Genomic DNA, 13,179 nt, shown 5'->3' with positions numbered 1-13,179 from the left:
CGGAGCCCGTCCGGGGCCTCACGCGAACCGGATTTCCACGTCGGCGGCGCGGTAGGACTCGAGAGCCTCGGGGTCGGCGTCGGCGTCGGTGACGAGGATGTCGACCGATTCCAGGCCGGTGACCGTCACCATCGCGGTTCGGTCGAGCTTGGCCGACTCGATCGCCAGCACGACCCGCGCGGACGACTCGATCAACGCCCGCTTCATCGCCGCGTCCGCGAGCGTGTTCGTGGTCAGCCCGTGCGCCGGCAACGCGGCACAACTGCTGATAACCGCCGTGTCGAAGTGAATTCCCCGTACTCCGGCCTCCGCGGCCGCGCCGTACGACGCGAGTTCGGGGGAGCTGACTTCGCCACCGGGCATGATCAGCTTGGTCCGGGCCGACTCGCCCAGCACCACGGCCGAGTGCAGCGAGAGCGGCATCACCGTGATCGCCCGGCCGGCCAGTTCGCGGGCGACCGCGAGACAGGTGGTGCCGTTGTCGAGGGCAACCGCCTCGCCGTCGCTGATCAGTTCGGCGACGGCCACGCCGAGCCGGCGCTTGACCTCTTTGCCTTGCTTGTCGCGCAGCGTGAACGGGATCACCTCGCCGCGCAGTGCGACGCCGACGGCGCCGCCGCGAACTCGGCGGACCAGGCCCTGGCTCTGCAGCAGGTCCAGGTCTCGCCGGATCGTCATCTCCGACGTACCGGTGTCCTGGGCCAGTTCGGCTACACCGACCCGGCCCGTCCGGGCCAGTTCCTCGACAACGAACCTCAGCCGTTCCTCACTGTTCACCTGTTCATTCGAACACGGCTGATGTTCGTGTCGCAACCCCCCTCGGTCAGGTCGGCGTCACCAGGAATGGGCGACGTCCACCACGACCCGGCTGTGCGTCCCCGGACCGGCGAGCGTGAAGACCCGGAACGGCAACCGGGCGCGAACTCCGAGCCCGACCGTGGTCTGGCCTTCGAAGCTTCCGGCGTAGGCGACCTGCCGGAAGGTGGTGTACCCGGTGACATTGGTCAGTTCACGCCGGTTCGCCGGGGTGTAGGTCGAACGGCCCGCGTCGTTGTAGGCCGGTGCGCGGAGGACGAGTTCCAGTTTCGCGCCGCCTCGCAGTGGGACGAGTTGGCCGGAACCGTCTTGGTACACGTTGGTCACGTAGCGGGCGGAGTACCCGGGTGCCTTGCCCGCGATGTCGAAGACAAGGCGGTCGAAGCAGGTGTGCCGGCCGGTGCGGACGTCGACGAGTGGTGCGGTGCCGTAGCGGCTGTTCGCTTCGGGCAGCGAGCCCCAACCGGTGGGGCATGCGGTGGCGGCGCTGGAGGCCGTCTTGGTTCCTTCGGCGAGTGCCGGAACGGCGATCGCGGCCGCGGGAACGGCGGCGATGGCCAAGGCGGCGAACGCGGTACGGATCGGCTTGCGGATGGTACGGATGATGGTCATTTTGTCCCCCCTTCAAGGACAACTGTTGGACGTCCCTCAGGGGGTTTCGAGTTGACATGAGGTGCCGGTAATTTCAGGTGCCCGAGCGGACACGCGCCGCTGTCACCAGTGGTGCGCCACGTCGACCACCAGTCGGGTGGAACTGCCCGGTCCGGCGATCACCTGGGTCTGGAACGGCAGCCGGGCCCGGACGCCGAGCGCCAGAGCCGTCCGGCCTTCGAAGCTGCCGCCCCAGGCCACTTGGCGGAAGGTGTCGTAGCCGGTGACGTTCGAGAGTTCCCGCTGGTTCTTCAGGCGATACGTGGGACGGCCGGCGGCGTCGTACGCGGGGGCCTCGACGGCGATACGCAGTACGGCGTTGCCGCGGGTCGGGACCTCGGCGCCGGACCCGTCCTGGATGACGACGGGGACATAGGCGACCTGGTAGCCGGTGGATCTGCCGCCGAGGTCGACGACCAGACGGTCGAAGCAGGCGTGCCGGCCGGTGCGGACGTTCTGCACGGCGGCCCGGCCCGGTGTCTTGCTTGCCTCAGGCAACGAGCCCCAGCCGGCCGCGCAGCCGGTACTGCGCTCGGCGGCGGCCGGGCTGACCTGCGGAGAACTGCCGTCCGACGGCAGTGCCACCGCGGCTCCGGCAGGGAGGGCAGCGATCGCCAGCACGGCGAGCGTGATGCGGACGGGGTGTCGAACGGTGCTGAACCTGGTCATGGTCGTTCTCCCTTCCGTTACTTTCTGGTGCCCACTGGTTACACGCGCTAAAGGAGGTGACGGTTGACAGCCCAGGGGAGAAGATGGCGCGTGATGACTCCTGAAGAGCTGCTCGAGGTGTTCCACCGCCGGATCCGGCTGCCGGACTCCGACACCATTCCCGGCTGGAAGCAGGAACTGGACGGACCGGTCCACCGGTCGTACCTCGACGGCGAGGGCGGCGGCGGATTCGTCGAGGCGCCGCGCGGGCTGGGCGACGACCCGGACGCGGTGATCGCCCGGCAGGTCGAGTTCTTCCGCGACCGCGGGCTGTCGTTCGAGTGGAAGACCTACGCGTACGACGAGCCGGCGGATCTGGGCGAGCGGCTGACCCGGGCCGGGTTCGTCGCGCAGGACCCGGAGACGCTGATCCTCGGCGAGGTGGACGCGATCCTGGCCCGGCCGGGTGCGCTGCCGTCGAAGGTGCGGCTGCGGGACGTGGAGGAGCCGGCCGACTTCCACCGGATCGCCGTGCTGATGAACTCGCTGTGGAACAACGGGCTGGAGCGGATCGAGGAGCGACTGGCGGCCGAGTCGCGGATGTTCCCGGACCGGCTGGTGGTGACGCTGATCGAGGACGCGCTGCAGGGACCGGACGGGCCGGCGCTCACGGCGGCGTGGATCCGGTTCCACCCGGGGACGGGGTTCGCGAGCCTGTGGGGTGGGGGCACGCTGCCCGAGTGGCGCCGGCAGGGCCTGTACAGCGCGATCCTGGCGCACCGGGCGAGGATGGCGAAGGAGCGCGGCTACGAGTTCCTCCGGGTCGACGCGTCGGAGGACTCCCGCCCGATCCTGCAGAAGGTCGGCCTGCACGCGGTCACCACCACCACGCCGTACGAGTTCACTGTCTGACACACCGGGGTCGGGGAGCGGAACGACCGCCTGAGGCTGTACGTTGCGGAGATCATGGCCATGAAACTGACCTCGCGCTTCCGCCGGCTCCTGCAGCGCCCCGGCTCGATCGACCTCGGCCCGTACGAGAAGCTGACCGCCGCGGTCGGCGAGGCGGAGGACTCGCTGCAGGAACTCACCGACGACGAGCTCACCGAGGTCGTCACCGAGATGCGCACGACCGGCGGGCTCGAAGAGGACGACCTGATCGAGTTCCTCGCGCTGGCCCGCGAGGCCGGCAAGCGGGCGATCGGCGAGCGGGCCTTCGACGGCCAGATCGTCGGCGCGCTGGCGCTGCTGCGCGGCCGGATCGTCGAGATGGCGACCGGTGAGGGCAAGACGCTGGCCGGGGCGTTCGCCGCCGCCGGCTACGCGATCGGCGGCCGGCGCGTCCAGGTGATGGCCGTGAACGACTACCTTGCTCGCCGTGACGCGGAGTGGATGGGCCCGGTCTACCAACTGCTCGGAGTCACCGTCAGCCACATCGGCCAGGCCTCCACACCGGAGGAGCGCCGCGCGGCGTACCAGGCGGACGTCTGCTACGCGCCGGTCAGCGAGCTCGGCTTCGACGTACTGCGTGACCGGCTGGTCGACGATGTCGCCGACCGGGTCACCGTGAAGCCGGACGTCGCCCTGGTCGACGAGGCCGACTCGGTGCTGATCGACGAGGCCCGGGTGCCGCTGGTGCTCGCCGGCGCGACCCGGACCGAGGAGCTCGACGACGACGTGGTCGCCCTGGTCCGCACGCTGCGCGCCGGGACCGACTACGAGATCGACGGCGACGGCCGCACGGTCGCGCTGAGCGACAAGGGCACGGACAAGGTCGAGGAGCACCTCGGCGGCATCAACCTGTACGAGGACGAGAACCTCGACCGGCTGACCCAGATCAACGTCGCGCTGCACGCCGAGGTGCTGCTGCGCAAGGACGTCGACTACCTGGTCCGCGACGGCAAGGTCAGCCTGATCAACAACAACCGCGGCCGGATCGCCAAGCTGCAGCGCTGGCCCGACGGTCTGCAGGCCGCGGTCGAGGCGAAGGAGGCCGTCCCGGTCAGCGACTCCGGTGAGGTGCTCGACAGCATCACCGTGCAGGCGCTGGTCAGCAGCTACCCGACGCTGTGCGGCATGACCGGTACGGCGGTCGTGGTCGGCGAGCAGCTCGAGGAGTTCTACCAGGTCGAGGTGGCAGTCGTCCCGCCGAACAAGCCGAACGTCCGGGTGGACGAGCCCGACCGGCTCTACCTGACCATCGAGCAGAAGAACGCGGCGCTGGTCGAGCACATCGCCGAGGTACACGAGACCGGCCGCCCGATCCTGATCGGCACGCACAGCGTGGAGGAGTCGGAGAAGCTCAGCGATCTGCTCGAGGCCGCGGACGTGCCGCACGTCGTACTGAACGCGAAGAACGACGCTGAGGAAGCGGCGATCATCGCGGAGGCGGGTGTGCCGGGGACGGTGACCGTGTCGACGCAGATGGCCGGTCGCGGTACGGACATCCGGCTGGGTGGCCGGGACGAGTCCCACGACAAGGACCGGGCCGTCGAGCTGGACGGTCTGTACGTGATCGGGACGGGTCTGCACGCGTCGCGGCGGCTCGATGACCAGTTGCGCGGTCGCGCCGGACGTCAGGGCGACCCGGGCGGCTCGCTGTTCTTCGCCAGCCTCGAGGACGAACTCGTCACCCGGTACTCCGTGACGTCGGGTCTGCGGCCTTCGCCGGACGAGAACGGCCGGCTGACCGACCGCAAGGCGATCGGGATGCTGGAGCACTCCCAGCGGGTTGCCGACGGCGCCAACGCCGAGTTGCACCGTACGACGTGGTCGTACCACCGGCTGACCGGGCAGCAGCGGGCGATCCTGCTCGACACCCGGGAGAAGGTGCTGACCGAGGACCTGGCCGCCGAGGAGCTCGCCGAACGCTCCAAGGAGCGCTACGACGAACTGGTCGAGGAGCTCGGCGAGGACACCGTGAAGGAGGCGGCGCGGAAGATCGCGCTGCACCATCTGGACCGGAAGTGGACGGACCACCTGGCGTACCTGGCCGATCTGCGGGAGGGCATCCACCTGCGCTCGCTGGCCGGCGGCATCGTGCACCTGAAGCCGATCGACGAGTTCAACAAGTCGGCGATCGCGTCGTTCGACACGTTGATCGCGGACGCGTGGACCGCGGCGGCGGAGTCCTTCAAGGAAGCCGAGATCACCGCCGACGGCCTCGACGAGGCTGCCTCGGGTGTTCCGCGCCCCACGGCGACCTGGACCTACCTGGTCAACGACAACCCCTTCGGCACCGAGGCCGACCGGATCCTCGGCCGCCTCCGCAACGCCATCAAGCCCCAGTCGGCCGCCCAGGCCGAGGAGATCCCGGCGGAGGAGTTCGAAGACCTCCCCGAAGAACTCCGCGACCTCGACGACGAACTCCCGGAGGAACTCCGCGACCTCGACGAAGACCTCCCCGAGGAACTCCGGGACGCAACCGGCGACGACAAGTTGGACGGCAAGCCGAACGACAAGCCCTAGTCCTACAGGCGGAGTTCGCGATGTTCGGCGTGCGTTTGCCCCGGACCGCCACCACTCACCAAGCTCGGCTGGTCGCCTGCGGCTGAGCGCGCTACCGGGTGGAAACGGCAGGTTGGTGAGTGATCTCGGTCCGGGCCTGCCGACCCACAATCCGGTAGCCGGCGGTGCCCGGCCGGCCGCTTGGGTTGAGGCGCATTCGCCGGGGTCATCTGTTTGAATGCCTGGCAAACCACGGCAGCTCTCGGCTTCCTGGTGTGAGGGTCCGGGAGGTGCGACCGATGACGGTGGACGACACCAGGGCCGCCGGGCGGACCGCGTCCGCATTGGTGGGACGAGCGGATCAGCTGCGACGGCTGGTCGCGGCGGTGAGCGGTCCACCCGCAGTGGTGGTGGTGGAGGGCGAGGCCGGGATCGGGAAGACCCGGCTGGTCGCGGAGATGTCCGCCCGAGCGCGGCAGGCGGACCGGCTGGTGCTGACGGGTGCGTGCCGCCGGATCCGGGAGCCGTTTCCGTTGGGGCCGATCGTGGAGGCCCTCCGCGGTACGAGTGAGCATCTGGCCGCGACCGGTCTGTCCCCGGTCGCCGGCGCGCTGCGGGGTCTGCTGCCAGAGCTCGCACAGGTGCTGCCACCAGCGCTGGAGCCGCTCGACGATCGAGCGGCCGAACGCCACCGGGTGTTCCGTGGCCTGGCCGAGGTGCTCGGCCTACTGGGGCCGGTACTGGTGATCGAGGACCTGCACTGGGCCGACGAGCAGACGGTGGAGTTCCTGGCGTACCTGCAGTCCGTACTGCCGGTCTCGGTGTCGGTGGTACTGACCTACCGGGGCGAGGAGGCAGACGCCGGGGTGCGGGACACGACGAGGCGGCCGGCGCATCACGTCTTTCACGATCACCTCGTGCTCGATGCCCTGGACGCTGAGCAGACCCGCGCGATGGCGGCATCGATCCTGGATGAGGACGGTGTCACCACCGAGTTCGGCAACCACCTGTACGAGCTCTCCTCCGGGCTGCCGCTGGCGGTGCAGGAACTACTCGCCCTGTTGCGGGAGCGGGGAGCCTTGATCCGCTTGCGGAGCGGCCGCTGGGCGCGGAAATCGCTGGACGAGCTCGATGTCCCACCGGGAGTGCGTGACTCCGTCCGTGAACGGGTCGGCCGGCTGCCTGCCGCGGCACAGGGGGTCGCGGAGGCGGCGGCGGTTCTCCAGGTGCCCGTGCCGGTGCCGGTACTGATGAGCGTGGCTCGCCTGCCGCGAGACCAACTGGTCACCGGCCTGGACGAGCTGCTGATCTCCGGCCTGCTGGCGGAGCGAGAAGGTGAGGTCGCCTTCAGACACGTCCTGGCGGCACAGGCGGTCTACAGCGGGATCCAGTTGGGTCGCCGACAGGAGCTGCATGCCCGGGCCGCAAGTGCGGTGCAGGCAGTGGAACCGGAGCCACTGGGTCAGCGGGCGCATCATCTGCGTCAGGCAGGTCACCTGCACGAGTGGGTGGATGTCGCGGTTCGGGCCGCTGAGCAGGCATCGGCACTGGGCGATGACGCGGAGGCGGTCCGGAACCTGGAGGACGTGCTGCGAAACGCTCCGCTGGAGCCTGACCGCCGCGGACGGCTCGCGGCCCAGCTCGGCTGGGCGGCGTGCCAGGTACTGCGCCCGCCGGCAGTGATCGATGTGATCACGCAGGCGTTGTCCTCCGCGCAGCCGGGAACGCTGCGTGGAGAGTTGCATTTCCTGGTCGGCGTCCTGCAGGAGCGACACGGCGACGATCCGAGCATCCAGCGACGAGCCTTCGCCGCGGCGGTCGACGACCTGGGTGACCGGCCCGACCTGGCGGCCTGGGTGATGGCGGCGCTCGGCCGGCCGATGGATCCCGCGGTGCCCGTCGCCGAGCACACGCAGTGGCTGGACCGCGCGTTGGAGGCCGTCCCGGCGATCGGTGATCCCGTTGAGGAGGTCTTCGTTCTGGGCAAGGTCGCGATGTCACAAAGTGCGATCGGTGATCCGCGCTGGAGCGGGCTCACCGAGGACATCCGGCGGCGTACGGGCGGTCGTCCCCGGCATCGCCAGGAGGTCAGCGCCTACCGGTCCATCGCGGAGAACGCCTTCTGCGCCGGGCATTACCGGCTCGCCGACCAGTTGCTGAGCGAGGCCTCCCAGGCCGCCGCCGGAGACGACTGGTCGGGTGAACCGCTGGCCAGATGCCGACTGGTCGGGCTGCTGCTGGCCTTCGGCCGGGGCCGATGGGCCGGCCTGGGTCAGGAGGTCGCGACGCTCCTGGAGGAGTACGACGGGCGCCCGTTCGACCGGACCATCGCGGAGACGGTCGCCGCCTGTCTGGCGCTGGTGCACGGCGACCTGGACGCTGCCCGGCGAGACCTGCCCGACGTCGCGAATCGCACCCTGATGCTGGGCGGCTACGAACTGCTTCCGATCTCCGTGACCGGACTACTGCGGCTGTCCACCGCGCAGGGCGAGGCGCAGGCGGCGCTGGCCGCAGTACGCGATGCGGTGGACTTGTGGGAGGTGAAGGGGCTGTGGCCGGTGGCGGTGCGCATGGTCCCCGCCTGGATCGAGGCGATGATCGCGGTCGGGAGACAGGGCGAGGCGACTGAGTTCCTGGCCGGATTGTCGGCCACGCTGACCGGACTGGACGCCCCATTCGCCGCGGCCGTGATGCCACATGCACGAGGTCAGCTTGCGGCTGATCCCCTGGACGCTGCCACGCGGTTTCTGGCGGCCGCGGCCGGCTACGACCGGCTGGAAGCTCCGTACGAGGCCGCTCAGGTCCGTGAACAGGCGGCCTATCGCCTCTTCGCCGCCGGGGACCCGTCGGCCGGCGAAGCGCTGCGGGCAGCCCTCGCCGCGTTCCAGGAGATGGGGGCCCGATGGGATCTGGATCGGGCCGCGCAGGTCGCCCGCCGGCACGGCGTGACGGTCAAGGGCCGGTACCCGGGTGGCCCGCACGGCTACGGTTCCGCCCTGTCCCCGCGCGAACTGGAGGTCGCCGAGTTGGCGGCGGCAGGCCTCACCAACCGCGAGATCGGCCGCGAGCTGTTCTTGTCCGCCAAAACGGTGGAGAAGCACGTCAGCGCCGTACTCCGCAAGCTGGGGCTCCGGTCTCGCTCTGCCCTGGGCAGCCACTTGAGCCCCCACCGGGAAGAGCTGTAGCGCCCGACCTCGAATGGGGGATGTGCCCCATAGTCCCGCCGTGGCCGCGCAGGCGACCCTTTCGGCATGTCCGAATCCAGTACCACGGGTGGCCGCGACCTGGCAGCGGGCCCCGCTTCAGGCGACACCGAGGAGCAGGACGCTCCGGTGTCGCCGGACCCCAAGCCGCCCGCGACCGGCGCCGAACCGCCGGACGATCCTCCTCAGGGTTTCGAACCGGTCTGAGCAGTTCCTCCCGCCTGTCTCCCGAATCCGAAGGGCAGATCCGCCATGTCCGACCACAGCTCCCCGCCCCGGCAGTCGCCGGGAAGCAACGCCAACCCACCCGAGCGAGTCCGAGCCCGGCTGAGGCGCAGAGGATCGCTCCTGGCCGCCTCGTCGATGGTCCTGGCCGTCCTGGTCGCGCCGTCGTCGCCGGCGGTGGGAAAGTCGGACCCCGCGCCTCCCGCCCCGGCGGAGGGGCCGGTCACCGCCCCGATCGCGCTGAACGGACTGGGCGCGGGTTCCCCCACGATCACCCTGGTCACCGGTGACACCGTCCAGTTGAAGGAGGCCGGAGGCGGCAGGTACTCGGTGACCCCGCAGGCGACCGTCCGCCCTGACGGGAGCAGGGCACACCTGTCGACGATGGCCACGCCGAACGGGGTGTACGTGACTCCGAGCGACGCGGCACCGGCCATCCTGGCCGGTCGACTGGACCGGGAGCTGTTCAACGTCACCTACCTGGCCGAGAACGGCTACACCGATGACAAGTCCAAGCAGTTGCCGGTCATCGTGCAGTACCCGCGGCAGCGCAGCGCGGCCGCCGTCGCCTCGGCAGCCGAGAAGATCCCGGCCAGCACGCCGGAGCACACGCTGGAGAGCATCAACGCCTCGGCCGTCAAGGTCACCAAGGCCGAGGCCGGCGCGTTCTGGAGCGCGGTGCGAGCCGTTCCCGAAGCCTCCGCGGCAGGAGGTGTGGCGGGACTGGACACCGTGCCGGGAACGCTGCGTGGCGGACTCGCGAAGGTCTGGCTGGACCGCAAGGCCAAGGCGGTTCTGGACGTGAGCGTACCGATGATCGGCGCGCCCGCGGCCTGGGCCGGCGGGCATGACGGCGCCGGGGTGAAGGTCGCCGTCCTGGACACCGGCATCGACGCCGGCCACCCCGACCTGGCCGGCAAGGTCGTGGCCGGAAAGTCGTTCATCCCGGGTGAGGACATCCGGGACGGCCATGGGCACGGTACGCACGTGGCCTCCACCATCGCGGGGTCCGGGGCCGCGGCCGGCGGCCAGTACAAGGGTGTCGCGCCGGGTGCTCAGCTGATCGTCGGCAAGGTGCTGGACAACAGCGGTACCGGCGCGGACTCGGGCATCATCGAGGCGATGGAATGGGCCGCGGCCGGCGGCGCCAAGGTGATCAGCATGAGCCTGGGCGGTGGTCCCACCGACGGGACCGACCCGATGAGCCAGGCCGTCAACACGCTCAGCGCCTCCACCGGCGCCTTGTTCGTGATCGCCGCAGGCAACCTCGGTGACTCCGGAACCGAGACGGTGGCCACTCCGGGGACGGCCGACGCGGCCCTGACGGTGGCGGCGGTGGACAAGGCCGACAACTGGGCCACCTTCTCCAGCCAGGGCCCCCGGATGGACGACGGTGCGCTGAAGCCCGACATCGCGGCGCCCGGAGTGAGTATCGCCGCGGCCCGTGCCATGGGTACCGGGATGGGCAGTCCGGTCGGCGACAGCTACACCGCCGCCTCGGGTACCTCGATGGCTACGCCGCACGTGGCAGGTGCGGTGGCGATCCTGGCTCAGCAACATCCGGACTGGAACGGCCCACAGCTCAAGGCTGCCTTGATGTCGACGGCCAAGGACGACGTGCTGAGCGCGTACAAACAGGGCGCGGGCCGCGTCGATCTCGGCCGGGCGCATGCTCAGCAGGTCTTCGCAAGCACGGGCAGCCTGGACTTCACCACGGTCAACGACCACAGCGAGGGCCTCAACCGGGAGCTGACCTACATCAACCACAGTCCTCAGCCGGTCACCCTCACCCTTACCGCGGCGCTGTCCGGCTCGGACGGCAGCGCTGTCGCAGCCGCGCTCAAGCTCGCCGACACAACCCTGACAGTGCCTGCTGCCGGCAGTGCGACGACCACGGTCACACTGGATCCGGCGGCCCTGGACAGCATCGACAACTACTACGGCGCAGTGAGTGCCGTCGCGGATCAGGTCCAGCTGCGTACTCCGGTCGGTGCGGTTCGAGCCGTGCCCACGGCGACGCTCACCGTTCGTACCATCGGTCGGGACGGCAAGCCGGGCAGCCCGTTCGCCCAGGACTCGATCGACGTGGCCGGGAAGAAGGGGCTGATCGGCGGTACCCGCCTCACGGCCGAGGGGACGACGGTCACCAGGGTCCCGCACGGCACGATCAGCGTGGCGCAGCTGTACAGCTGGATCGACGAGGACGACCGCGCCACCGCCGCGCTCTTGCTCGACCCCGAGGTCACGGTCACCGGTGACACCGAGATCGTCCTGGACGCACGGACGGCGTCCGTGATCCGCTTCGACACCCCGAAACCGGCCGACCCGCTCAACACTGTCAGCACGATGGCCTACCAGCGAACGACGGCCGACGGTGACGCCTACATGGGTGCCGTTTTCTGGAACCTGCCGATCGGCGCCTGGGGCAAGCTCGCCGCCACGCCCACCAAGCAGGTCACCAAGGGGAAGCTGCGCTTCCACAGCCGGTTCGCGCTCGGCCAGGCCGAGGTCGCGATGAGTGTGCGGAAACCGCACGGGCAGACCCTGCACCCGGCTGCTCCGCAGCACGGCATGGGCGTCACGGTGGGCCACGGGCAAGAGGCCTACTTCCCCGACTTCCGGCCGTTCACCGGCAGGTCGGACCTGCAGCTCCTCGACGTCGGCGAGGGACGCCCGGAGGACCTGGCCGGACGCGACCTGCGCGGCAAGCTGGTCCTGCTGCAGGTAGCGAAGTCGGATGGTCTGTTCGGACCGGCGTGCGGGGTCCAGATCGAGCGGATCGCCCTGCTCCGTGATGCGGGTGTCGCTGGGGTGGTGCACTTCCCGCTGCCCGGCACCGGCTGCCCGATTCCGCTCGGCCTCACCCAGAAGCCGTTCACCGGTCCCGCCAAACCGGTCGGCGTCCCCAACGTGTCCTTGCCGGCTCGCGAGGCGCTCGCCCTGCGTGAGCAGCTCGCCGACGGCCCGGTCACCATCACGCTCACGGGCACCCCGGAGTCGCCGTACACGTACACCTTGGCGCCCTACGAGGAGGGCCGGATTCCGCAGTCGCTGCACTACAAGTTCACCGGCCGCGACCTGGCCGAGATCGAGATGGACATCCACGCGGTCGCGCCCGCGCAGTACTCGGACTGGCGGAACTCGTGGAAGATGGACGATGCCATGCCGCTGGCGAGTTCGGTGTCGGACTGGGGGCTGCCGATCCTCAAGGCGCAGCGCCGGCAGGACTGGGTCGGTCCGCTCGACCGTGACCTGCTCCACTCGCACGGGATGATGGTGATGCCGGTTCCGACCGCCGAGCCGACGCCGCAGGACGTTCTCCAGCCGCAGTGGCTCCTCGAGGTGTTCGACACCCCCACCCGGACGCGGCAGTCGTGGCTGACGGCTCCGTTCACCCCGGGGGCGGCGACCGGACCGGACAAGGTGATGAGGCTGGCCAAGGGTGACCCGGCCCTGGGAGCGGTGTTCAGGTGCATGATCTGTGTGCGCGGCAACGTTCTCTGGGCGGAGTTCGAGCCGGCTTCCGGTGGTCCCGCGGGACGCCAGTACAACGCCGACTTCTGGAAGGCCGATACGTTCTACGAGCAGACCTACGACGTCCGTCTCTACCGCAACGGCCAGGAGATCCCGCGCAGCCCGGTCCAGGACACGACCGTCCTCCCGCACTTCACTCTCCCGAAGGACCCCGGCAAGTACCGGCTGACCGCCAAGAACGCCAGGAACGACACCGAGTGGACCTTCACCACGCCGGTCGGGACCGAACGACTGGCCGGCTCGTCCTGCAGCCTCGAGTTCCTGTACGGGACGGCGGAACGCTGTCAGCCGGCGCCGGTGGTGTTCGTCAGCTACGACCTCGGCGACACCCTGGCCGCCGACAACTCGGTCCGCGCCGGACGTCCCCACACCTTCACCGTCAATCCCTACCATTCCCCTTCCGGTCGGAAGATGCCTGCGATCGCCGGACTGAAGTTGTGGGCGAGTACCGACGATGGCGCCACCTACCAGCCGGTGGCCGTCAAGCCCAACAAGGACGGTTCCTACACCGCGAAGACCCGTTACCCCGACCTCCGCGCCACGAAGGGTGCCGTGACGCTCAAGGTCGAGGCATGGGACGAGGAAGGCAACACCATCAACCAGGCCAGCATCCGCGCCTTCAACCTGCGGAAGTAGACCGGCAGCCGGGCCGCCA

At 69.9% G+C, this 13,179-nt stretch carries 8 protein-coding genes; 5 read left to right on the top strand and 3 right to left on the bottom strand.

What is annotated here, in order from left to right; all coding sequences use genetic code 11:
* Positions 1-18: 18 nt before the first annotated feature.
* From ABD255_RS16935 to ABD255_RS16925, 3 genes are all read right to left on the bottom strand, one after another.
* Positions 19-777, bottom strand: coding sequence for a DeoR/GlpR family DNA-binding transcription regulator (locus tag ABD255_RS16935; protein WP_344214880.1), 759 nt, complete (start codon positions 775-777; stop codon positions 19-21).
* A 57-nt stretch (positions 778-834) separates the two neighbouring features.
* Positions 835-1,428 carry an AMIN-like domain-containing (lipo)protein gene (locus tag ABD255_RS16930; RefSeq protein ID WP_344214878.1) on the bottom strand — a complete coding sequence of 198 codons (594 nt, stop codon included), beginning with the start codon at positions 1,426-1,428 and terminating at the stop codon, positions 835-837.
* 102 nt (positions 1,429-1,530) lie between these two features.
* Entirely contained in the window at positions 1,531-2,136 is a 606-nt protein-coding gene (locus ABD255_RS16925; RefSeq protein ID WP_344214876.1) for an AMIN-like domain-containing (lipo)protein, read from the bottom strand.
* A 93-nt stretch (positions 2,137-2,229) separates the two neighbouring features.
* Here ABD255_RS16925 and ABD255_RS16920 point away from each other — a divergent pair, with 93 nt between their 5' ends.
* From ABD255_RS16920 to ABD255_RS16900, 5 genes are all read left to right on the top strand, one after another.
* Positions 2,230-3,027: a GNAT family N-acetyltransferase gene (locus ABD255_RS16920; RefSeq protein ID WP_344214874.1), complete on the top strand. Its 798-nt coding sequence runs from the start codon at positions 2,230-2,232 to the stop codon at positions 3,025-3,027.
* A 60-nt stretch (positions 3,028-3,087) separates the two neighbouring features.
* Positions 3,088-5,583: an accessory Sec system translocase SecA2 gene (gene secA2 / locus ABD255_RS16915; RefSeq protein ID WP_344214872.1), complete on the top strand. Its 2,496-nt coding sequence runs from the start codon at positions 3,088-3,090 to the stop codon at positions 5,581-5,583.
* A 278-nt stretch (positions 5,584-5,861) separates the two neighbouring features.
* Positions 5,862-8,747, top strand: coding sequence for a helix-turn-helix transcriptional regulator (locus ABD255_RS16910; protein WP_344214870.1), 2,886 nt, complete (start codon positions 5,862-5,864; stop codon positions 8,745-8,747).
* A gap of 66 nt (positions 8,748-8,813) precedes the next feature.
* The gene (locus ABD255_RS16905) at positions 8,814-8,972 is read left to right on the top strand and encodes a hypothetical protein (protein ID WP_344214868.1); all 159 of its coding nucleotides are present in this window, start codon (positions 8,814-8,816) and stop codon (positions 8,970-8,972) included.
* A 45-nt stretch (positions 8,973-9,017) separates the two neighbouring features.
* A complete protein-coding gene (locus ABD255_RS16900; protein WP_344214866.1) occupies positions 9,018-13,160 on the top strand; it encodes a S8 family peptidase in 4,143 nt (1,380 codons plus the stop codon).
* The last annotated feature ends 19 nt before the right edge of the window (positions 13,161-13,179 follow it).

Origin of the sequence: Kribbella sancticallisti (assembly GCF_039530625.1) — a bacterium.
Lineage (GTDB): Bacteria > Actinomycetota > Actinomycetes > Propionibacteriales > Kribbellaceae > Kribbella > Kribbella sancticallisti.
The sequence above is the reverse complement of the archived record's forward strand: the minus strand, read 5'-3'. Positions and strand labels throughout refer to the sequence as shown.

Coding starts and splice junctions, on each gene's coding strand:
- ABD255_RS16920 (WP_344214874.1), top strand. CDS start 2,230: ATGACTCCTGAAGAGCTGCTCGAGGTGTTCCACCGCCGGATCCGGCTG.
- ABD255_RS16910 (WP_344214870.1), top strand. CDS start 5,862: ATGACGGTGGACGACACCAGGGCCGCCGGGCGGACCGCGTCCGCATTG.
- ABD255_RS16905 (WP_344214868.1), top strand. CDS start 8,814: ATGTCCGAATCCAGTACCACGGGTGGCCGCGACCTGGCAGCGGGCCCC.
- ABD255_RS16900 (WP_344214866.1), top strand. CDS start 9,018: ATGTCCGACCACAGCTCCCCGCCCCGGCAGTCGCCGGGAAGCAACGCC.
- ABD255_RS16930 (WP_344214878.1), bottom strand. CDS start 1,428: ATGACCATCATCCGTACCATCCGCAAGCCGATCCGTACCGCGTTCGCC.
- ABD255_RS16925 (WP_344214876.1), bottom strand. CDS start 2,136: ATGACCAGGTTCAGCACCGTTCGACACCCCGTCCGCATCACGCTCGCC.
- secA2 (WP_344214872.1), top strand. CDS start 3,088: ATGAAACTGACCTCGCGCTTCCGCCGGCTCCTGCAGCGCCCCGGCTCG.